The sequence below is a fragment of the Bradyrhizobium sp. USDA 4461 genome (assembly GCF_054055655.1).
Genome location: NZ_JBSRXM010000001.1, coordinates 1,636,109 through 1,657,750, shown reverse-complemented (window position 1 = coordinate 1,657,750; position 21,642 = coordinate 1,636,109). Strand labels below are relative to the sequence as shown.

Annotated in this window: 20 protein-coding genes; 13 read left to right on the top strand and 7 right to left on the bottom strand. The window is 64.9% G+C overall.

The window, feature by feature from the left end; translation table 11 throughout:
- Positions 1 to 32: 32 nt before the first annotated feature.
- Together ACVINW_RS07845 and ACVINW_RS07840 are read right to left on the bottom strand one after the other, a co-directional pair.
- Positions 33 to 1,469, bottom strand: a complete 1,437-nt coding sequence (locus ACVINW_RS07845) for a glutamine synthetase family protein (RefSeq protein WP_456750760.1) — start codon at positions 1,467 to 1,469, stop codon at positions 33 to 35.
- Between the two features lie 114 nt (positions 1,470 to 1,583).
- Entirely contained in the window at positions 1,584 to 2,942 is a 1,359-nt protein-coding gene (locus ACVINW_RS07840) for an aromatic ring-hydroxylating dioxygenase subunit alpha (protein WP_456750759.1), read from the bottom strand.
- Between the two features lie 118 nt (positions 2,943 to 3,060).
- On the opposite strand from ACVINW_RS07840, the gene ACVINW_RS07835 reads away from it, so the two are divergent.
- Positions 3,061 to 3,846: an IclR family transcriptional regulator domain-containing protein gene (locus ACVINW_RS07835; protein WP_456750758.1), complete on the top strand. Its 786-nt coding sequence runs from the start codon at positions 3,061 to 3,063 to the stop codon at positions 3,844 to 3,846.
- A gap of 186 nt (positions 3,847 to 4,032) precedes the next feature.
- On the opposite strand, the gene ACVINW_RS07830 is transcribed toward ACVINW_RS07835, so the two are convergent.
- Positions 4,033 to 5,025: a helix-turn-helix transcriptional regulator gene (locus ACVINW_RS07830; protein ID WP_456756335.1), complete on the bottom strand. Its 993-nt coding sequence runs from the start codon at positions 5,023 to 5,025 to the stop codon at positions 4,033 to 4,035.
- A gap of 68 nt (positions 5,026 to 5,093) precedes the next feature.
- Here ACVINW_RS07830 and ACVINW_RS07825 point away from each other — a divergent pair, with 68 nt between their 5' ends.
- From ACVINW_RS07825 to boxB, 4 genes are all read left to right on the top strand, one after another.
- Complete coding sequence (locus tag ACVINW_RS07825) at positions 5,094 to 6,617, top strand: benzoate-CoA ligase family protein (protein WP_456750757.1); 1,524 nt, start codon at positions 5,094 to 5,096, stop codon at positions 6,615 to 6,617.
- 113 nt (positions 6,618 to 6,730) lie between these two features.
- Positions 6,731 to 7,540, top strand: a complete 810-nt coding sequence (locus tag ACVINW_RS07820) for an alpha/beta fold hydrolase (RefSeq protein ID WP_456750756.1) — start codon at positions 6,731 to 6,733, stop codon at positions 7,538 to 7,540.
- 325 nt (positions 7,541 to 7,865) lie between these two features.
- The gene (gene boxC, locus ACVINW_RS07815; protein WP_456750755.1) at positions 7,866 to 9,554 is read left to right on the top strand and encodes a 2,3-epoxybenzoyl-CoA dihydrolase; all 1,689 of its coding nucleotides are present in this window, start codon (positions 7,866 to 7,868) and stop codon (positions 9,552 to 9,554) included.
- 100 nt (positions 9,555 to 9,654) lie between these two features.
- Complete coding sequence (boxB, locus tag ACVINW_RS07810; protein ID WP_456750754.1) at positions 9,655 to 11,106, top strand: benzoyl-CoA 2,3-epoxidase subunit BoxB; 1,452 nt, start codon at positions 9,655 to 9,657, stop codon at positions 11,104 to 11,106.
- Between the two features lie 245 nt (positions 11,107 to 11,351).
- Here boxB and ACVINW_RS07805 read toward each other — a convergent pair whose 3' ends face one another.
- Entirely contained in the window at positions 11,352 to 11,648 is a 297-nt protein-coding gene (locus ACVINW_RS07805; protein ID WP_456750753.1) for a type II toxin-antitoxin system RelE/ParE family toxin, read from the bottom strand.
- Entirely contained in the window at positions 11,645 to 11,953 is a 309-nt protein-coding gene (locus ACVINW_RS07800) for a type II toxin-antitoxin system RelB/DinJ family antitoxin (protein ID WP_456756334.1), read from the bottom strand. The genes ACVINW_RS07805 and ACVINW_RS07800 overlap by 4 nt, the downstream gene beginning before the upstream one ends.
- A gap of 282 nt (positions 11,954 to 12,235) precedes the next feature.
- On the opposite strand from ACVINW_RS07800, the gene ACVINW_RS07795 reads away from it, so the two are divergent.
- Positions 12,236 to 13,519: a hypothetical protein gene (locus ACVINW_RS07795; RefSeq protein WP_456750752.1), complete on the top strand. Its 1,284-nt coding sequence runs from the start codon at positions 12,236 to 12,238 to the stop codon at positions 13,517 to 13,519.
- 24 nt (positions 13,520 to 13,543) lie between these two features.
- Here the strand turns inward: ACVINW_RS07795 and ACVINW_RS07790 are convergent, their stop codons facing one another.
- On the bottom strand, positions 13,544 to 14,344 hold the full coding sequence (locus tag ACVINW_RS07790) for an SDR family NAD(P)-dependent oxidoreductase (RefSeq protein ID WP_456750751.1): 801 nt from the start codon (positions 14,342 to 14,344) through the stop codon (positions 13,544 to 13,546).
- A gap of 268 nt (positions 14,345 to 14,612) precedes the next feature.
- Between ACVINW_RS07790 and ACVINW_RS07785 the strand changes: the two genes are divergently transcribed.
- Genes ACVINW_RS07785 through ACVINW_RS07775 form a run of 3 tightly spaced genes read left to right on the top strand, consistent with a single transcriptional unit; the run spans position 14,613 to position 15,780 of the window.
- A complete protein-coding gene (locus ACVINW_RS07785) occupies positions 14,613 to 14,828 on the top strand; it encodes a hypothetical protein (RefSeq protein WP_456750750.1) in 216 nt (71 codons plus the stop codon).
- A 49-nt stretch (positions 14,829 to 14,877) separates the two neighbouring features.
- The gene (locus ACVINW_RS07780) at positions 14,878 to 15,006 is read left to right on the top strand and encodes a hypothetical protein (RefSeq protein WP_456750749.1); all 129 of its coding nucleotides are present in this window, start codon (positions 14,878 to 14,880) and stop codon (positions 15,004 to 15,006) included.
- 48 nt (positions 15,007 to 15,054) lie between these two features.
- Positions 15,055 to 15,780 (top strand): sulfite exporter TauE/SafE family protein, encoded by a 726-nt coding sequence (locus tag ACVINW_RS07775; RefSeq protein ID WP_456750748.1) that lies wholly within the window; start codon positions 15,055 to 15,057, stop codon positions 15,778 to 15,780.
- A gap of 47 nt (positions 15,781 to 15,827) precedes the next feature.
- On the opposite strand, the gene ACVINW_RS07770 is transcribed toward ACVINW_RS07775, so the two are convergent.
- Entirely contained in the window at positions 15,828 to 16,883 is a 1,056-nt protein-coding gene (locus ACVINW_RS07770; RefSeq protein ID WP_456750747.1) for a polysaccharide deacetylase family protein, read from the bottom strand.
- 181 nt (positions 16,884 to 17,064) lie between these two features.
- Here ACVINW_RS07770 and ACVINW_RS07765 point away from each other — a divergent pair, with 181 nt between their 5' ends.
- The 4 genes from ACVINW_RS07765 (at position 17,065) to ACVINW_RS07750 (ending at position 21,512) form a co-directional block, all read left to right on the top strand.
- Complete coding sequence (locus ACVINW_RS07765) at positions 17,065 to 18,459, top strand: OmpA family protein (RefSeq protein WP_456750746.1); 1,395 nt, start codon at positions 17,065 to 17,067, stop codon at positions 18,457 to 18,459.
- 2 nt (positions 18,460 to 18,461) lie between these two features.
- On the top strand, positions 18,462 to 18,758 hold the full coding sequence (locus ACVINW_RS07760) for a hypothetical protein (protein ID WP_212021509.1): 297 nt from the start codon (positions 18,462 to 18,464) through the stop codon (positions 18,756 to 18,758).
- A 300-nt stretch (positions 18,759 to 19,058) separates the two neighbouring features.
- Positions 19,059 to 20,114, top strand: a complete 1,056-nt coding sequence (locus ACVINW_RS07755; protein ID WP_456750745.1) for a UPF0104 family protein — start codon at positions 19,059 to 19,061, stop codon at positions 20,112 to 20,114.
- Positions 20,115 to 20,198: 84 nt separating this feature from the next.
- Entirely contained in the window at positions 20,199 to 21,512 is a 1,314-nt protein-coding gene (locus ACVINW_RS07750; protein WP_456750744.1) for a sensor histidine kinase, read from the top strand.
- Positions 21,513 to 21,642 lie beyond the last annotated feature (130 nt).

The window sequence follows — 21,642 nt, the reverse complement described above, 5'->3', positions numbered from 1 at the left end:
TTTGCTCCGTCCTCGCCGGAGGAAAGCGGCCCTCAAAACATCTCGAAATACTCGCGCTGCTCCCAGTCCGATACCTCGGCCTGGAAGCGCTCGATCTCCGCGTTCTTGATGAAGACGTAGTAGTCGACGAACTCAGGCCCCAATGCCTGGCGGAAGAACGGATCGTCCTGAAGCGCGAACACCGCTTCGCGCAGCGACTTCGGCAGCAGCGCAGCTTTCGTCTCGTAGGGCGTGTCGGCGGACCGGCCGGGATCGAGCTTGCGGTCGACGCCGTCGAGGCCGGAGAGGATTTGCGAAGCCATGTAGAGATAGGGATTGGCGGCCGGCTCGCCGATCCGGTTCTCCAGCCGCGTCGCCGGATCGCCCGCGCCGCCAAGCACGCGGATCATCACGCCGCGGTTGTCGCGGCCCCAGATCGCGCGGTCCGGCGCCAATGAATAGGAGCGGTAGCGCTTGTAGCCGTTGATGGTCGGCGTCGTGAACACGGTCGAGGCCCGCGCGTGCTCGATCAGGCCGGCGAGCCAGGCCCGGCCGAGCGGGCTGAGCGGCTCGCCAATCTCCTTGGCCATGAAGGCATTCTCGCCGCCCGCGCGCGACACCAGCGATTGGTGCAGATGCCAGCCGCTCGCAAATACATTGGGCAGCTTCGGGCGGCACATGAAGGTGGCGTGATAGCCGTGGCGGCGCGCGATCTGCTTCACCGCGGAGCGAAACAGCACCATGGTGTCGGCGGGCGCGAGCCCCACGGTCGGCGCGAAGGTGAATTCGCACTGGCTCGGGCCGAACTCGACCTCGACCGAGCGCAACGGCAGGCCGAGCGCGATGATGTCGCGACGGATGATCTCCAGCGCCGGCTCCATCTGATCGTATCGCTGCTCGGTGAGGTACTGATAGCCGTGCGACAGTAGGCTGACCGACGGCGGCCGTCCGGGCTGACCGGCATCCTCCGGCGCCATATGCGCGTCGTCGAGCTTGAACAGATGGAATTCGACCTCGAGGCCGGCGACGAAATCGTAGCCGCGGCCGGCGAGCTGATCGAGCACCTTGCGATAGAGGTTGCGGGTCGCGAACGGCACCGGCCGGCCGTCGCTGAAATAGAGATCGCAGAGCAGCCAGCCGGTGGTCGGCGCCCAGGGCAGCACGCGGAACGTGGTCGGGTCGGCGACCATCAGCACGTCGGCCGCGCCCTCCATCTCCTTCATGCCGAAACCGCCGCCTGACGTGAACACCGGAAACACCGTCTTGTGCGAGGTGTCCTTGGCGAGCATCGTGGTGGTGATCGAGCAGCCGCCCTCCAGCGAGCGCACCGCTTCGGCTGCGATCAGCGTCTTGCCGCGCAGGATGCCGTGCTGGTCGGGGAACGAGAGGCGGATGACCTCGAGGTTGTTCTCTTCGACGATGCGGCGGAGGCGTTGCGCCGCCTCCTTCTGCTCATCCGACCACAGGCCGTGACGCTCGACGAAGCTCACCGCGTTACTCCTCTGTCTCAGCAGTCGTCATTGCGAGCGAAGCGAAGCAATCCATGTCTCGGCAAGCGGCGCGATGGATTGCTTCGCTTCGCTCGCAATGACGGAAGGACATGGCTACTCCGCCGCCGTCAGATGCTGCACCTTGCCGGCGATCTCGCGCGGCACCGGCGCGGCCCACGGCGCGCCGCGGCGGCGCTTGACGTCGACCTCCATCCAGTAGAGCTCCCAGCCCAGCGTCGGCCCGATGCCGTCCATCGTCGCCGGGCCCTGGATGCTGCGTGCTGAGGCCTCATCGAGGAACAGCATCGGCTTTTCGCCGCCGCCAACCTTCTCGATCTCCTGCCGCAGCAGGCGGCGATACTGCACGATCGCCTTGTCGCTCTGGCCGAGATGCTCGTTGGTGCGGTCCTGGATCGCCCCCATCGATTCCACCGCCCACTGGTCGTGGACGTTGATGTCGGTGCCCATGCCGGTATAGGTCTCGGTGGCCTGCTCGTGCGGATCGAAGCCGTAATCGTTGCTCTTGTTCTTGCGCGACTTGTAGTCGGGCAGCGTGTAGAGCGCGAGCCGCTGGTCGCGCATCTTCGGCTTGTCGACCGGCGCCGCGTAGCTGGTGAAGATCGCATACCAGTAGCAATTCTCGTCGTCGACCGGCACGTGCCACTGCGTGATCGTCATCTCGGTCGACATCGGAATCACGAAGCCGTGCGGGAACAGCTGGTTTGTCACCCGCACATGGGTGCGCTCGGCGTCGAGCTCGCGCAGCGCGATCAGGCGCAGGCCATATTCGGTGTGCTCGACATTGATGATCGGCCGGTCGTATTCGCGCAGGATCTTGGTCATCGGCATGTCACTGCCGGCCGAAGCGCCGCGGAATTGCTTGCCGTAGGCGGCCGAGGTGTCCTCGTCCTCGAAGAAGCGATGCAGGAAGGACGCGTGCGCCGGATCGATGCCGACCTCGAGCGCCTGCAGCCAGTTGCAGTTCATGTGGCCCTTGAACGCAAACGTATGGCTGCCGGGCGCGACGAAGCAGTCGAGCTCCGGAAATGCCGGCGGCGCGCCCTCGCCGAGCCAGGCCCACAGGATGCCGCTCTTCTCCACCACGGGATAGGCGCGCTGTTTGATGCCCTTGCAGAGCTGCGAGCCAACAGGCTCGGCCGGCGTCTCGATGCACTGGCCTGATGTGTCGAACAGCCAGCCATGGAAGGCGCAGCGCAGCCCGCCATTCTCCAGCCGGCCGAAGGCGAGGTCGGCGCCGCGATGCGCGCAATGGCGATCGATCAGGCCGTAGCTGCCGTCCTCGCCGCGGAACAGCACCAGGTTTTCGCCGAGCAGCCGCACCGGCCGAACCGGGCGCGGCCCTTCCAGCTCGTCGACCAGCGCCGCCGGCTGCCAGTACATCCGCATCAGCTTCCCGCACGGGTCTTTGCGCCCGGTGCGGGTGATCAGATCGTTTGCTTCCTGGCTCATCATGGCGGCGTCTCCTGAATTCGGAATTGTTCGCCTATTGAACGGATGTGCGAATTATGCCATGTCTGGTTTGGACAGCAAGCGCAAATTTTGAACCGTTCAAAGCCCCAACCTGATCCCAATGCCCAAGCTGAAGCGGACCGACCAGGACGAGCGCGCCACCGACTTCGTCGAAGCGCTCGATCGCGGCCTGCGCCTGTTGCAGGTGTTCGGCACCGTGACGGGCCCTGCGACGCTGAGCGACCTCGCCCGCGCCGCCGACCTGCCGCGGGCCACCGCGCGCCGCATCCTGTTCACGCTGGCGCATGGCGGTTTTGTCACCACCGACGGCAAGCTGTTCGCCCTGACGCCGCATGTGCTGACGCTGGCCGGTTCGTTCCTGCAATCCAACCAGGTGGTGACGGTGCTGCAGCCGGTGCTCGATCGCATCGCGACCGCGGCACAGGAGATCGCCTCGCTCGCGCTGCTCGACGGCGACGACGTCATGTTCGTCGCGCGCTCGAGCCCGACGCGGGTGTTCTCCGCCGGTCTCGACATCGGCTACCGGTTGCCGGCGTTCTGTACCTCGGTCGGCCGCGCGATGCTCGGCCGGCTCGACGATGCCGAGCTCGCGGCGCGGCTCAAGGCGATGCGCCGCGAGGCCGTGACGCCGCAGACCGTGACCGATCCGAAGAAACTGCTCGCCACCATCATCGCCGATCGCGCGCAGGGCTACTCACTGGTCGACCGCGAGGCCGAACCGCACTTCCGCTCGATCTCGGTGCCGGTGCGCCGCTACGACGGCACCATCGTCGCCGCGATCAACATGGGTGCGCATGTCGACCGGGTGCCAGCCCAGGAATTGATCGATCGCTTCCTGCCGCTGCTGCGGGAAGGGGCGGAGCATGTGAAGAGCAGGTTGCTGTAAAGGCTCCCACGTCGTCATTGCGAGGAGCTCGCGACAAAATTGCAAAACAATTTTGCGCTGAAGCGACGAAGCAATCCACGCATCCACACGCGCGGAAAGATGGATTGCTTCGCGGAGCCTGTCATCCGGCGGCGCTTCGCGCCGACCGGGTGGCTCGCAATGACGGGGAGAGGGCCCGCTTTAAGGCTACAGCGCCACGCTGCGCAGCCCGAACGAGCGCGCCTCGTTCTGCAGCACCGGCCGCACCGAATCGATCAGCCTTGCCGCGGCGGCGTCGACCGACAGCCCGGCGGTATCGACCACCGCCGAGGCGCGCGCATAAAGCGGCTCGCGGCTGACCAGGATGTTGCGCAATTCGGCCATCGCCGAGCGGTCGTCGGCCATCGGGCGCAGGTCGCCCTGGCGGCGGACGCGGGCCATGTGCTCTTCCGGCTCGGCCTTCAGCCAGATCGTGTAGAACGACGACAGGATCAAATCGAAGGTCAAAGCCTCGGAGACGATGCCGCCGCCGGTCGCCAGCACCATCAATTCCTTGCGCGCCAGCAACTGCGTCAGCGCGGCCTGCTCCATGCGGCGAAAGCCTTCCTGCCCGTACAGCGCGATGATCTCGGCGACCGAGAGGCCGTTCTGCGCCTCGATCTCCTTGTTGAGCTCGACGAAGCTCCAGCCGATCTTCTTCGCCAGCATCCGCCCGAGCGTGGTCTTGCCGGCGCCGCGCAGGCCGATCAGCGCGATGCCGGAGAACGAGGCGCGGCGTGGCGCGAGCGCGCTGCTGCCGGCGAGCATGTCCTTGGCCTGCGCGATCTGGCTCGGCGAGGCCTTGCGCAGCAGGTCGCGGATCACGGCCCAATCCGGGATCGGCTCGCTGGTGGGGATCAGGTCCTCGAGATGCGCGCCCATCGCGCCTGCGACACGGCGCAGCAGCACGATCGAGACATTGCCTTTGCCGCTTTCGAGCTGGGCGATGTAGCGTTCGGAAATGCCGGAGACCTTGGCGAGCACCTTGCGCGACATGCCGCGCAGCGCGCGGGTGGTGCGCACACGCTGGCCGAGCTGTTCGAGGAAGTCGGTTTCCGGATCGTTGGCTGCGGTCATGATCCCTGCGCGACGCGAGTTTTCGGAAACATAGTGCCGACAAGGATTGACAGCAAGCCGATCTGGTGGCTTTGTATGAATTATAATTCTTAAATTCACAGGAGAGGGAAGCGTGGCACGTCTGGGTCCAAGGAAGCTCCGAGGATCGGGTCATGACCTATAACGCAGTCTCCTGGCTGCTCGACCGCAACGTCGATGAGGGCCGCGGCGACAAGGTCGTGTTCGACGACACGGTGTCGCAAATCACCTATGGCCAGTTGCAGCAGCAGACCCGCCGCGTCGGCAACATGCTGCGCCGGCTCGGCGTCCGCCGCGAGGAGCGGGTCGCTATGATCATGCTCGACACCGTCGACTTCCCGATCGTGTTCCTGGGCGCGATCCGCGCCGGTGTGGTGCCGGTGCCGCTCAACACGCTGCTGACCGCGGAGCAATACGCCTACATCCTCGGTGATTGCCGGGCCCGCGTGCTGTTCGTGTCGGAGGCGCTGCTGCCGGTCGTGAAGGACATCATCACGCGCATGCCGGACCTCGCGCATGTCGTGGTCTCCGGCAAGGATGCGTACGGCCGCAACAAGCTGTCCGACGAAATCGCGCGCGAGAGCGACGTGTTCGCGACCGCGCCGACCCATGCCGACGAGCCGGCGTTCTGGCTCTATTCGTCGGGCTCGACCGGCATGCCGAAGGGGGTGCGCCATCTGCACGCCAATCTCGCCGCCACCGCGGAGACCTACGCAAAACAGGTGCTCGGCATCCGCGAGGACGATGTCGGCCTGTCGGCGGCCAAGCTGTTCTTCGCCTATGGGCTCGGCAATGCGCTGACCTTCCCGATGTCGGTCGGCGCAACGACGATCCTGAATTCGGAGCGGCCGACGCCGGCGGTGATGTTCGCGCTGCTGAACAAATATCATCCCAGCATCTTCTTCGGCGTGCCGACCCTGTTCGCGGCGATGCTGAACGACGAGGCGACCAAGGCGCAAAGCGGAGGCAATCGCCTGCGGGTCTGCACCTCGGCCGGCGAGGCGCTGCCGGAATCGGTCGGCAACGCCTGGAAGGCAAGGTTCGGGGTCGACATCCTCGACGGCGTCGGCTCCACCGAGCTGTTGCACATCTTCCTGTCGAATGCGCCCGGCGACATCAAATACGGCTCGTCCGGCCGTCCGGTGCCCGGCTACAAGGTGCGGCTGGTCAACGAGGCCGGGGCCGACGTCGCTGACGGCGAAGTCGGCGAATTGCTGGTCGACGCGCCTTCGGCCGGCGAGAGCTACTGGAATCAACGCGCCAAGAGCCGTGCCACCTTCGAGGGCGCCTGGACCCGCACCGGCGACAAATACATCCGCGACGCCGACGGCCGTTACACCTTCTGCGGCCGTGCCGACGACATGTTCAAGGTGTCGGGCATCTGGGTCTCGCCGTTCGAGGTCGAGAGCGCGCTGATCACCCACCCCGCGGTGCTGGAAGCCGCCGTCGTGCCGGAGGCCGATCCGGAAGGCCTGTTGAAGCCGAAGGCCTATGTGGTGCTGCGGCCCGACAACTCGGCCGAAGGCTTGCGCGAGGCGCTCAAGGAGCACGTCAAGCAGAAGATCGGCCCGTGGAAATATCCGCGCTGGATCGACGTGGTCGACAACCTGCCGAAGACGGCGACCGGCAAGATCCAGCGGTTCAAGTTGCGGCACTAAAGCCAGACGTAACACCGTCATTCCGGGGCTCGCGAAGCGAGAACCCGGAATCTCGAGATTCCGGGTTCGATGCTGACGCATCGCCCCGGAATGACTGAGGAAAGAAACTCGGCATGACAAATCTTGCACCCACAGGCTTCCTCAGCATCGACGGCGCCGAGCTCGAATATCGGATGATCGGCCCGTCGCCCGAGACGGCACCCACCATCGTGATGCTGCATGAAGGCCTCGGCTGCGTCGGGCTGTGGGGCGACTTCCCGGAGAAGCTGCAGGCTGCCACCGGCGCCGGCGTGTTTGCCTATTCGCGCGCAGGTTATGGGGCCTCGTCGCCGGCGAATCTGCCGCGTCCGGTCGATTACATGCACCGCGAGGCGCTCGACGTGCTGCCGAAGCTGCTTGACCGGATCGGCTTCCGCCGCGGTCTCCTGCTCGGTCACTCCGATGGCGCGTCGATCGCGGCGATCTATGCCGGCGCGCATCAGGATCATCGCCTGCACGGCCTGGCGCTGCTCGCGCCGCATTTCGTCGTCGAGGACATTTCGATCAAGTCGATTGCCGAGATCAAGACGGCGTATGAGACCACCAATCTGAAGGAGAAGCTGGCGCGCTGGCATAAGGACGTCGACAACGCCTTCCGTGGCTGGAACGACGCCTGGCTCGATCCGAAATTCCGCGACTGGGACATCTCCGACTATCTCGCTTACATCCGCGTGCCCGTGCTGATCGTGCAGGGCGCGGACGATCAATACGGCACGATGCGCCAGGTCGAGATCGCCCAGGAGGAGTGTTACTGCCCGGTCGATGTCGCGGCCATCGCCGGCGCCGGCCACTCGCCGCACCGCGAGGCGCAGGCGGTGACGCTGGACGCGGTCACCGAATTCGCCAAGGCGGCGCTGCGGGACGACCCGGCGCTGGCCGCCTGAGGGGTTGGCGAATGTCGGAAGTGTCATTGCGAGGAGCGAAGCGACGAAGCAATCCATCGTTCCGCATATGCGGGACGTTGGATTGCTTCGCGGAGCCTGTCATCGGGCGCGTTCGCGCGACCCGTTGGCTCGCAATGACGGGTATGGAGGTGACCGCGTCCATCGTAGGTCATTGGCCCAGCGACCGATTTTCCCAAACATGAAACAAAATGCATGTTTTTGCGTTTTGAGCTGGACTAGATCGAAAACATGCATTATTGTGCATGAAGACGTCGACGACGAACCTTCGAACGAACAACAGCAAGACAACAGATAAGGGTGGCCCATGGCTGGTGACGATCGCGTCCTTGCAGGCGGGGCGAAGTACATCGACTTCCAGACCGAGCCGTCGCGCTACCGGCACTGGAAGCTCGACGTCGCCGGCGAGGTCGCGACGCTGACCATGGACGTCGACGAGAATGCCGGCCTGTTCGAAGGCTATCAGCTCAAGCTCAATTCCTACGACCTCGGCGTCGACATCGAGCTGGCGGATGCCGTGCAGCGGCTGCGCTTCGAGCATCCCGAGGTGAAGGTCGTCGTGATGCGCTCGGGCAAGAACCGCGTGTTCTGCGCCGGCGCCAATATCCGCATGCTGGCGGGCTCGACCCACGCCCACAAGGTCAACTTCTGCAAGTTCACCAACGAGACCCGCAACGGCCTGGAAGATTCCAGCGAGAACTCCGGCCAGAGCTTCATCACCGTCGTCAACGGCACCGCGGCCGGCGGCGGCTATGAGCTGGCGCTCGCGACCGACCACATCATGATGGCCGACGACGGCGCGGCCGCGGTCGCGCTGCCGGAAGTGCCGCTGCTCGCGGTGCTGCCGGGCACCGGCGGGCTGACCCGCGTCGTCGACAAGCGCAAGGTGCGCCGCGACCATGCCGACTTCTTCTGCACCATCGAGGAAGGCATCAAGGGCAAGCGCGCGGTGCAGTGGCGGCTGGTCGACGAGATCGCGCCGAACTCCAAGCTCGAGGGCAAGCTTGCCGAGCGCGTCAAGGAATTCGCCGCGAGGTCGAAGCGCAATGGTGCAGGTAAAGGCGTCACGCTGACGCCGCTTCGGCGCACCATCGACGACAGCGGGATCCGCTACGGCTTCGTCAGCGTCGACATCGATCGCGCCGCCCGTATCGCCACCATCTCGATCAAGGCGCCGGAAACCGCAGCGCCCGCCGACATCGACGGCATGATCGCCCAAGGCGCCGCATTCTGGCCGTTGCAGGTCGCCCGTGAGCTCGACGATGCGATCCTGCATCTGCGCATCAACGAGCTCGAGATCGCGATGCTGGTGTTCAAGAGCCATGGCGACCGCGCCAATGTGGTGTCCTATGATGCGCTCCTCGAGGCCAACAAGGCGCACTGGCTGGTCAACGAGGTCAGGCATTACTGGAAGCGCGTGCTCAAGCGCATCGACGTCACCTCGCGCACGCTGGTGACGCTGGTCGAGCCGGGCTCCTGCTTCGTCGGCACCTTGGCCGAACTCGTGTTCGCCGCTGACCGCTCCTACATGCTGATCGGCCAGAAGCAGGGCGACAACCGACCGCCGCCGGCGATCGAGCTGACTGCGATGAATTTCGGACCCTATCCGATGAGCCACGGCCTGACCCGGCTGCAATCGCGCTTCCAGGCCGACCCGATGGATCTGGAGCGTGCGCAAGGCGCGATCGGCAAGGCGCTCGATGCGGAAGAAGCCGAGGAGCTCGGCCTCGTCACCTTCGCGCTCGACGACATCGACTGGGACGACGAGGTCCGCGTGTTCTTCGAGGAACGCACCTCGTTCTCGCCCGACGGCCTCACCGGCATGGAAGCCAATCTGCGCTTCGTCGGGCCCGAGACCATGGAATCGAAGATCTTCTCCCGCCTCACCGCGTGGCAGAACTGGATCTTCCAGCGGCCCAACGCGGTCGGTGAGGACGGCGCGCTGCGTCGCTACGGCACCGGCCAGAAGGCGCAATTCGACATGACGAGAGTGTAAGAGGGCGAGTAGCGAATAGCGAATAGCGAGTGGTCTTCTTTTCCATTCGCCATTCGCTACTCGCCATTCGCCTGCTGCCCCAAACACGGGAGAGGCCACAATGAACATGAACATCATGAACGTCGACTACTCGACCAAGATTCCGAACAATGTGAATCTCGCCGAGGACCGCCAGGTGCTGAAGGCGCTGGAGGGCTGGCATCCCGGCTACATGGACTGGTGGAAGGACATGGGGCCGGACGGTTTCCAGGAATCGCTGGTCTATCTGCGCACCGCCTATTCGGTCGATCCGCGCGGCTGGGCCAAGTTCGACTACGTGCGGATGCCGGAATATCGCTGGGGCATTCTCCTTGCTCCCCAGGAAGAGAACCGCGTCATCCCGTTCGGCGAGGATTTCGGCAAGCCGGCCTGGCAGGAAGTCCCCGGCGAGCATCGCGCCACGCTGCGTCGCCTGATCGTGATCCAGGGCGACACCGAGCCGGCCTCGGTCGAGCAGCAGCGCCATCTCGGCAAGACCGCGCCCTCGCTCTACGACATGCGCAATTTGTTCCAGGTCAATGTCGAGGAGGGCCGCCATCTCTGGGCGATGGTCTACCTGTTGCAGAAATATTTCGGCCGCGACGGCCGCGAGGAGGCCGACGATTTGCTGCGCCGTCGCTCGGGCGATGCGGATTCACCGCGCATGCTCGGCGCCTTCAACGAGGCGACGCCGGACTGGCTGTCGTTCTTCATGTTCACCTACTTCACCGACCGCGACGGCAAGATGCAGCTGCACTCGCTGGCGCAGTCGGGCTTCGATCCGCTGTCCCGCACCTGCCGCTTCATGCTGACCGAGGAAGCCCACCACATGTTCGTCGGCGAGACCGGCATCACCCGCGTCGTGCAGCGCACCTGCGATGCGATGAAGGAGGCCGGCATCACCGATCCCTGCGACATCGCCAAGGTCCGCACGCTCGGCGTGATCGACCTGCCGACGATCCAGAAGAAGCTCAACCTGCACTATTCGCTGTCGCTCGATCTGTTCGGCTCGGAAGTGTCGACCAACGCGGCCAACGCCTTCAACGCCGGCATCAAGGGCCGCTACAAGGAAACCACGATCGAGGACGATCACCAGCTCAAGAGCTCGACCTATCCGGTCATGAAGATGGTGGACGGCCAGATCAAGCTGGTCGACGAGCCGGCGCTGACCGCGCTCAACATGCGGCTGCGCGACGACTACACGCAGGATTGCGTCAAGGGCATGCTGCGCTGGAACAAGGTGATCTCGACCGCGGGCATCGACTACAAGCTCGCGGTGCCGCACACCGCCTTCCACCGCCAGATCGGCGAGTTCAAGGACATCCATGCGACGCCCGACGGCCTCCTGATCGACGACGCCACCTGGGCCAAGCGCAAGAACGACTGGCTGCCGTCGGCTGCGGACGGCGACTTCATCGCCTCGCTGATGAAGCCGGTCACCGAACCCGGCGAGTTCGCCTCCTGGATCTCGGCGCCCAAGGTCGGCATCGACAACAAGCCCGGCGACTTCGAATATGTGAGGATCGAGTCGTAGCGGCGCTACGGACTGGTTCGCGGACTCGTTGATCCGACGCCGACTTGCATTGCAGCCAATGTAGCCCGGATGAGCGAAGCGATATCCGGGGCTGCACCGACCCGCATGCCGCTTCGTCATGCGGGCTGCTTGCTGACCGTCAGCTAGCAGTTCCTCTCCTCCCGGAAGGGCCGAAAAGGGATGAGCCGAGAAGGTCCTGGCTCGCCCCTTTTCTTTTTTGATCAGGTGCCGGTGCGGAGCCGGCCTCAATCGTCATTTGCAAGTTCGTCGGGCCACATCTGCGCGCCATGAAGCACCCGCAAGATACGAACCGTTTCACCTTCGACAAGGTACGCAGCGACATAAGGTGTGCGCGGAACGACCAGTTCGCGCGTGCCGGCGACACGCCCGGGCCGGCCACTGTCAGGAAAATCGAGCAGGCGCCGTGCCGTATCGGCAATCTGTTCGTCAACATGAACCGCAGCACGAGGATTCTCCGCCTCGATGTAGCTGAAAATATCGTCGCGATCGGACAACGCGAAGCGCGACCAGAGGAGTTTCATCGCTTGCGCCCCGGCGCTTTTCGAAGCGCGGCGGCACGGCGTTGCTCGAAATGCGCTTCGACGTCGGAATCATCGAGACTGGGCCGAGTATCCGCCAGCGCTTGGCGCACCTTGTCACGAAACCAGCTGTCGTAAGCCTGGCTGTTGCTCACGAGCTCCAGTGGGAGCATCCCCTCGTTGGCCGTGCGTGTCAGCAGGATCCGCACGGCGTCAGATACCGTAAGGCCCATGTTTTCCAAAACGGCGGTGGCCTTTTCCTTGACGTCCGCGTCGATGCGGGTTTGGACCAGGGCATTCGAAGCCATAGCGATCTCCTTCGCCATCAATGTAATGCATTTGAATGACAAGCGCCAGAGGCGTCGCAACTCATGACCGGAGGTGAGTAGCGCGGTCAAAATTGTCTGCCTGTCGGCGAAACCGCTGCTGCGTGTCCTCAATCTCGGTTCGTTTGGAGTCAGACGAATTTGAGGTGGTCCTGGCCTTCACTTGTGCGGCAAGTCGCAACTTGAGGTGTCGTGGACAATATGACGCACGTTGGTAATAGTGCGGCCGTTTCGTTATGCCGCGTGGAGATGCCGGGAGGTCGCATGTTCGATTGGGTCAAGAAGCAGTTGGCTGGACGACAACCGGCCGCCGACGATCCCTACGAGCAGTTCGTCCGGGCATTCGTCGTGGAGTGCCAGCGGCAAGGCATCCAGCCCAAAAGCTACGATCCAAACGCTCGTGGTTTCGTGTTCTTTCGCGACGATTCATCAGAGAGGATCTTTCGGCTGCACAATGGATTCCACGAGTGGCTCGGGCGGAATCAGGAAAGTCGCGCCATATTGGTCACAACCCTGGTGCGCTCGGTTATCGAGGGCAATCGGAACTACGCGCTCGATCCCGGCAAGTTGCCCGAGCAGTTGATGCCGGGTGTCCGGTCCCACGCTCAGATCAGCAATCTCCTGATCCAGAACTGGACGATGGGGGCGCCAGCCGACGACAGTAGTGCCACCGCGTTCCGGCCGCTTGTCGGCGATCTTGTCGTCTGCGCCATGCAGGACAAGCCGAACACCATGTCACAGATGAGCAATGCCAATCTGGCGGTCGGCGGGCTTTCGATCGATCAGGCGATGGAGCGCGCGATGGCGAATTTTCGCGCCAAGCTCGGGCGACCGGTGTTCGAAAGCCTTGGCGACGGCCTGTTCGGCTCCAACAATCTCGCAGAACATCAGTCGGCGCTGCTGCTGCTGACACCGGGCACGGACTACCAATTGCCCGCGATCGACGGTGCTCCGGTTGCGCTCGTTCCGGCACGAGGTCTCTTCTACCTTACTGGCCGCGCGAATAGGACCGCTTTGATAAGAGCGTTGGACATCGCGAAGAATGCAGCTCAGATGGCGTGGTTTTTATCGCCGACGCTGCTGCAATGGGATGGCGGTCGCTGGGGTGAGGCCACATTGACCGACGACCTTGCACCGCGCCAGCGCGAGGTCATGTATCATCGATTGGCCGCTGATTATGACACGCAGAAGCAACTGCTGGACCAATATCACGAGAGCAAGGGCCAAGATATCTTCGTGGCCAAGATGATGCTGTACAGCAAGAAGGATTCATCCGAGCCCTTCTCTCTCACGACCCTGGCGTCGGGGACGACCGGCACGCTGTTGCCGTATGCCGATCGACTTTGGTTCGGCAAGCAAGTCGTCGATCCGCAGACCGGGTTGGCGCAACCGCAGCCCGAAGATGTCGCCGACGTCACCTGGTCCGATGCCATGGCCATTGCCGGTCATCTGTTCGAGCCGGTGGCCTATCTCTACCCACCACGACTGCGCGCGCTCGGATTTCCGGCCGGCGACGTCTGGGCGCGACTCAAGGCGGTCGCGCGGTAGGCCTGTGTACCGGAGCATCGCGCCCTACCCCGCGATCTCCAGTCCCGCCGTCGCATAGACCACGCCGCCATCGACGGCGATGGTGTTGCCGACCACGTAGTCGCCGGCGCGCGAGGCGAGGTAGATCGCGGTGCCCGCCATGTCCTCGTCGCTGCCGATCCGCCGCGACGGGACGCGTTGCGCGACTTCGTCGGCGTGGTCGCGCGCGGCGCGGTTCATGTCGGACTTGAAGGCGCCGGGCGCGATTGCGGTGACGTTGATGTTGTCCTTGATCAGGCGCGTCGCCATCCGTCGCGTCAGATGGATCACCGCGGCCTTGCTCGCGGCATAGGAATAGGTCTCCATCGGGTTGACGAAGATGCCGTCGATCGAGGCGATGTTGATCACCTTGCCCGGCTTGTCATGGGACGCCGCGGCCCGCAGCGGCTTGGCCAGCGCCTTGGTCAGGAAGAAGATCGACTTGACGTTGAGGTTCATCACCTTGTCCCAGCCGCTCTCCGGGAATTCGTCGAAATCCGCGCCCCAGGCCGCGCCGGCATTGTTGACCAGGATGTCGAGCTTCGGCTCGCGTTTGATGATCTCGCCCGCGAGCCTGTCGCAGCCCTCGACAGTCGAGATGTCGATCGGCAGCGCGATGCATTCGCCGTCATAGGCGGCGGTGAGCTCCTGCGCAGTGGCCTCGCAGGGACCTGCCTTGCGCGCGGTGATGTAAACCCTGGCGGCGCCCTGCGCGAGGAAGCCGGCCGCGATCATCTTGCCGATGCCGCGCGATCCCCCGGTCACTACCGCGATGCGGCCCTTCAGTGAAAACAGATCCTTGAACATGTTGCCTCCTTAGCTATGCCAAGCGTTCTGGCCGGGTTGATGGAGCTAGTCAAGGAACCGCGACCGCCGGCGAACGCGCAGCCCGCTCGATCCTCCGGCGGTGGTCTGATCGGTTACCCGCGAAGGTCGCGCGCCTCATCGATCAGGCTTTCTTGGATCAAGCTCCTTGGATCAAGCTTTCTTGAGATGTGATGCGGTGCACAAATTGGCCGGCCGAATCGGCGCATCATGTGCGCGGGGTGGAATTCCAGATCAAGGAGTTCCAGTAATGAAGCACATTTCATTGCCGGTGACCGGTGTGATGCCCGTCACCCACGTTCAATTTGCACGAAGGCGGAAGGGGCTGTTCGCCGCCATCCTCGGCGCAATTCATTACTCACGGCGGATTCAGGCGTGCCGCGTTCTGAAGCAATATCAGCACTTGATCGACCGCGCCGATCGGCGCCTGACCAATCTGGAGGGCGGCGGCAATGTCCATCACTGATCGGTCGTCGTCCCGCAAATCGATCGTCCGGCTTCCGCAGATCAGCGAAATGACGCTGCTGATCGCCATCGCGGTCGGATTTCTTGTGCTGCACCTTCTCACCGCGACATTGCTGATGCCTGCAGCCACGGCAGATGCGGCCGTGCCGCAGGACGCAAGGGTGATTCACACCGACTAGCATCGCCCCGCTTCACTCATCATCCCTGCACTCAACGGAGGTCCGCTGGTGGCCGACGTCACGTCATTTATCGTGCTCAGCGCCGCGGTGTTCTGCGGCGCCTTCGTGTCCGGTCTCGCCGGCTTTGCCTTCTCCGCGATCGCCGGCGCTGTCCTGCTGCATGCGATGCCGCCGACCGAGGCGGTGCCGCTGATGATGGCGTGCAGCGTCGGCGTGCAGGGGGCCAATCTGTGGGCGCTTCGGCACAACATCCAGTGGAAGCAAAGCCTGTTGCTGACCTCGGGCGGACTGCTGGGCGTCCCGCTGGCGCTCTGGCTGTTGCACAACACCGATGGCCGGACCTTTCGCGAAGGTTTTGGGATCATGGTCGCGCTCTATGCCGGCTACATGCTGTTCAGGCCCGCGATCGGCTACGGCCGGTTGCCTGAAAGGCGCCACGCGCTGGTCGGATTTGGCGGCGGCCTGATCGGCGGGTTGACCGCGATGCCCGGCGCGCTGCCGACCATCTGGTGCGACATCCACGGCGTGCCGAAGCAGCAGCAGCGCGGACTCGTGCAACCCTTCATCGCCGCGATGCAGATTTCGGCGTTGGTGATGATGCTGCTGCATCGCGATCTCTCGATGAAGGTCGCCTATGACGTCGTGCTGGGTGCTCCGGCGCTGCTTGCCGGTTCGTGGCTCGGCATCTTTGCGTTCCGCAACATCGACGAGGCCAATTTCAGGCGGGTGATCCTCGGCCTGTTGCTGGTGTCAGGGCTGTTGCTTGTCGTTTAGTCATCGGGCGCGCATTCGCGCGACCCGTTGGTTTCGTCCGGCGCGCCTCACGCCGCGTCGATGCGGCGGAAGCCGTTCCACACCGCGGTGGCTGCGCCGGAGGTCAGGACCGGCAGCAGGCGCGCGTCCTGGTAATTGCCGTTCAGCGAAACCCGTTGCAGCGCGGTCATGTGCTCGGCGCTTTCGGGAAACAGCATGCCCGGCCGTGTCGTCACCGCGGTCTTGAAGCCGATCGACCGGGCGAGCGCGAATTCGCGCCGGCCTGCGGCGACCCGGTCGCCGTAGGGATAGGCGAGATGCGCGACCGGCCGCTGCAGCGCCTGCTCGATCCGCGCCCGGCTGGTGGCAAGCTCGAACGCGGCGATGGTCTCGCTCTGCCTGGCGAGATTGCAATGACTGATGGTGTGCGCGCCGATGGTGACCAGCGGATCGTCGGCGAAGCCGCGCAGCTCGTCCCAGGACATACAGAGCTCGCGCGCGATCGCGGCCTCGTCGACGCCATGGCGGACGCACAGCGCGGAGATCGCGGCCTGCATCTCCGTCTCGCCCGGCAGTGAACGCAGCCAGTCGTGCAGGCGGCCGAAGGCGGCGCGCTTGGCCTGCGGCGTCGCCGTGTCGATCTTCGTCGTGCCGTCGATCGGCACCTCGATCTCGGAGGCAGCCGCGATCACCCGCTCCAGCGCGATCCACCACAATTTGCCGCAGCCCTCGGCGAAGTCGCTTGCGACATAGACCGTGAACGGCGCGCCGAACTCGCGCATCACCGGCAGCGCGAAGTCGCGGTTGTCGCGATAGCCGTCGTCGCAGGTGAAGCAGGCGAAGCGCCGCGCGAAATTCCGCTCGGAGAGGCGGCGATGCGCTTCGTCCATGCTGACGATGTCGACGTCGAGCGCGCGCAGATGCGTCAGCATCGCGCGCAGGAAGTCGGGCGTGACCTCGAGATGATGGTTGGGCTGGAACGCGTCGGCGCGCCGCGGCCGGACGTGGTGCAGCATGAAGATGGCGCCGACGCCGGCGAAGATCGGCCGCAGCAGGATATGCGCACCCGAGAAATACAACGCCTCCATCCCGGCACGGATCACGGTATTGCGGAGTTGTTTCATGAGGGCGCGGGCCGGCCGATTTGCATTCCGCCGCAAACTTAGCGAAAGACCACTGAAGAAACTGTTATCCCGGTCCGACATGGCGCCCCCGCCATGGCACTTGATTTGGGCGCCTGATTTGGGGTTTGACAGTCAGCCAAGGGTTTGTTTTCTCTCTGGTTCCCGACCCGCAGGACGCTGAATGCACGGACTTTTCAAGTGGAGTAGCAAGTGGTGGCCGGGAGTGATTCCACTGGTCGTCCTGTGGGGGTTCGCGGCCTGGAGCTCGACGGCAACGGTCGAAGCGGATCTCGTTGCGCGCTCTAATGCCGCACTCAAGGACACCGTGCTTGACAAGCGCCGCATCAGCGTCGACGGCCGCGACGTGACCTTTGCCGCCAATGCCTTCTCCGAAGACGGCCGGCTCAGCGCGGTGGCCTCGGTCGAGGCGGTGCCCGGCGTGCGGCTGGTCAATGACGAGACCCGCCTCGTTCCCGAAGCCAAGCCCTTTGTCTGGTCCGCCGAACGCGACGTGGTGCGGGTCACGCTCGGCGGCAACGCGCCGCTGCCGGCGAGCAAGAGCAAGCTGACCGAGGCCGCCAAGGCCGGTCTTGGCGGGGTCGAGGTAGCCGATCAGATGACGCTCGCCCGCGGCGCGCCGCCGCGGTTCGACACCGCGGCGCTGCTGCTGCTCGATCAGATCGGCAAACTGAAGGAAGGCAAGATCACGCTGACCGACAACAAGGTCAATCTCGCCGGCATGGCGCGCGAGCTCGGCGGACGCGAAGCGGTTGCCGCCGCGCTGAAGAACCTGCCGGACGGCTATGCGATCGCCGCCAACGACATCAAGGCGCCGCCTTACGTGTTCCAGGCCTACAAGGACCCGGTCGCGGTGACGCTGACGCTGACCGGCTACGTGCCCGACAACAACGTGCACGCCGCGCTGGTCGCCGCCGCCGGCCGCAAGTTCTTCAGCGAGAAGGTGGTCGACAATCTCAAGGCCAGCATCGGCGCGCCCTCCGGGTTTGCGGCGGCGGTGGTGCCGGCGCTGGGTGCGCTGTCGCGGCTGTCGACCGGCACGCTCGTGGTGTCGGACCGCGAGGTGAAGCTGTCCGGCGATGCGCTCTATGATGCGGCGGCCGGCCAGATCCGCGACGGGCTCGGCAAGGATTTTCCGCAGGGCTGGCAGTACAAGGCCGAGGTCACGGTGAAGCCTGCGGCGGCGCCGGTCGATCCGACCGTGTGCCAGCAGCTGTTTTCCGAGATCCTCTCCAAGGGCAAGATCCGCTTCGAATCAGGGAAGGCCGACATCGTTCCGGATTCCGCCGGCCTGCTCGACCGCCTGACCGAGACCGCGATGCGCTGCCCCAATGCGACGATCGAGGTCGCCGGCCATACCGACAGCGACGGCGAGGAGGCGGCCAACCAGGCGTTGTCGGAGCGCCGTGCGCAGGCCGTGGTCGATTACCTGGTGCGCGCCGGTCTGCCCGCCAACCGCTTCACGCCGGTCGGCTATGGCAGCACGCAGCCGCTCGCCGGCAACGAGAGTGAAGACGGCAAGGCGCAGAACCGCCGCATCGAATTCGTGGTGAAGTAGCGATGACCGTGCTCGCGACATTCTTCTGGGGTTGGCTGCTCGGCGCCGCGCTGCTCGGCTTCTGCATGGGCTGGATCGCGGTGGTGCATCGGGCGCAGGGCGTCTCGAAGGTGTGGATGCGCTGGCTGGCGTTGCTCGCGGTTGCGCTGATCGCCGCGTCGTTCGCGCGGATCGTGCCCGGCCGCTTCGGCTACTGGCTCGACCTCTTCCTGATCATGTTCGCGCTCTATCTCGTCGGCTGCGCGATCGGCTCCTGGTTGCGCGACTGGGTGGTCTCGCGCAGCAAGCCGGCGAGCTGACATGGCGCTCCATCACGGCGCGTTGAGCCGTCGTCCCGTAGTTTACCGGATGGCCCAGCAGACCGTTCGCTGGGCTAACTGCCGCACGTTGCACGTCAAGCTTGTCGAAGGTGGCGAGAAACGCGCATATTTGTGCATCCGCTGTCATGAATCATCCCTAATATCTTGAAGATGCGCGTTTTATTGTCTTTTGACGAATTCCACTCCGGTCTAAAACGCGCTACACGGGGCGGGGCACAGCGAAGCGCCGGCGGGGTTCGCCCGGGAGCCGTCGTCGCGGGATCGCAATTCGAGGTCTAGATGCTGGAAGCAATCCGCAGGGCGATGGCGTTTCTGCGCCAGAAGCAAATCCTGCATCGGCTGGGTGTTGTCATCAGCATCGCCGTCATCGGCATCGCCTGCTACGTCCTCTATCACATGCTGCGCGGCATCGACACCAACGAGGTGCTCGAGGCCATCAAGAGCACCGAGCCGCGGCAGATCGCGCTGGCGGGGCTGTTCGTCGCGGCTGGCTACTTCACGCTGACCTTCTACGACCTGTTCGCGGTGCGCGCGATCGGTCACGCCCACGTGCCCTACCGCATCAATGCGCTCGCGGCGTTCACCTCCTATTCGATCGGCCACAATGTCGGCGCCAGCGTCTTCACCGGCGGCGCGGTGCGCTACCGGATTTATTCGGCCTGGGGACTGAACGCGATCGACGTCGCCAAGATCTGCTTTCTCGCCGGCCTCACCTTCTGGCTCGGCAATGCCGCGGTGCTCGGGCTCGGCATCGCCTATCACCCGGAGGCCGCCGCCAACATCGACCAGCTGCCGCCCTGGCTCAACCGCGCGCTGGCATTCGGCATCATCGTCGCGCTGGTCGCCTATGTGGTCTGGGTCTGGACCCAGCCGCGGGTGGTCGGCCGCGGCCCCTGGACGGTGACCCTGCCGGGCGGCCCGCTGACCCTGCTGCAGATCGCGATCGGCATCGTCGACCTCGGCTTCTGCGCGCTGGCGATGTACGTGCTGGTGCCGGACGAGCCCAATCTCGGCTTCGTCGTGGTCGCGGTCATCTTCGTGTCGGCGACCCTGCTCGGTTTCGCCAGCCACTCCCCCGGCGGGCTCGGGGTGTTCGACGCCGCCATGCTGGTCGGCCTGTGGCAGATGGACCGCGAGGACCTGCTCGGCGGCATGCTGCTGTTCCGCCTGCTGTACTATATTGCGCCGTTCGTCATATCTGTAATCTTGCTGACGTTTCGGGAGGTTATCGTCGGCGCCCGACTCAAACGGCTGTCGCAGGCTGATTCGGGTCCCCGCGCCGAGCCGCATCATGAGGCGGTTCTGGTCCGCAAGCGTGGTGACTCCGGCGTCTGATGAAGCGGCCCGATGCCTCCCGAGGGAAGGTCGCCATGACCGCGCCTGGGCGAGACGTGAACCGACGGGATGAAAGCCGCCGCAATGGCAATTGACGATACGCCGCAATCGATCTTCTCGCCCTGGCCCGACCGGCTGCGCCATTCCGCGCTGATCCTGCTTGCCGCGGCGCTGGCGCTCAGCGTGGTGGTCGCGCTCGGCGAATTGTCGCTGGTGCGCGCCTGCGCGGTGTTCGCCTGCATCGCGGCCGCGGCCCTGGTGCCATGGCGGCTGCATGATGCCGGGACCTCGCGCGAGGATGTCCGCGGCGTCAATCCGGTGGAGGCCGCTGCCGTCAGCGCCGTCGTCGCCGGCATGCCGGATCCGGCCGTGCTGCTCGATCGCGCCGGCCGCGTCATCCATCTCAACGCCGCCGCGGCCGAGCTCGCGCCGGCGCTGCGCAAGAACGAATTGGCGCAATTTGCCCTGCGTTCTCCGGAGATCATCACCGCGCTGCGCGAGGCGATCGCGACCACCGAGCCGCGCCGCGCCACCTACACCGACCACGTCCCGGTCGATCGCTGGATGGAATTGGTGATCACGCCGGTGCCGGTGCCGACCCAGTTCGGCGGCACCGAGAAGTGCATGCTGATGACCTTCCACGATCTGACGCCATTGCGCCGGGTCGAGGAGATGCGCGCCGACTTCGTCGCCAATGCCAGCCACGAGCTGCGCACTCCGCTCGCCGCGCTGTCCGGCTTCATCGACACCCTGCAGGGGCCGGCGCGCGAGGACGCGCGGGCCCGCGAGCGCTTCCTCGGCATCATGCACACCCAGGCCACCCGCATGGCCCGGCTGATCGACGACCTGTTGTCGCTGTCGCGGGTCGAGCTGTCGGCCCATGTGCGGCCCGAGGCTTCGATCGACATCGTGCCGATCGTCCGCCAGGTCGCCGACGGGCTCGAGGCGCTGGCCAGCGAGCGCCAGGTCGAGATCGACGTCGACCTGCCCCAGACCCCGGTCACGATCGCCGGCGACCGCGAGGAACTGCTGCGCCTGTTCGAGAACCTGATCGAGAATGCGCTCAAATACGGCGCCTCCGGGGGGCGCGTCATAGTGTCGCTCAATCAGGCCGCATCCAGCGCATCGGGCGAGGGGGCGCCCGAAATCCGTGTCATGGTACGGGATTTCGGCCCCGGCATTGCGCCCGAGCACCTGCCGCGGCTGACCGAGCGCTTCTACCGGGTGGACGTCGGCGACAGCCGGAACCAGGGCGGAACGGGCCTCGGATTATCTCTGGTGAAACATATTCTTAACCGTCATCGCGGGCGTCTTTTGATCGAGAGCGTGCCGAACAATGGCGCGACCTTTACCGCCTGTTTTCCCCGGCCGAAGACCCCGTTACCGACCCATAGCTGAGCGTTTTCAGCTGCTTAGCTCTGTCATCCAACTGTCATCCAACCTTCGTAAAAGCAGCACCGACCGCTCCTAGATGGACCGGCGTGGGCGCGATCGGGCGCATTCGGCGCTTCGCCCACAAGATGGAGAC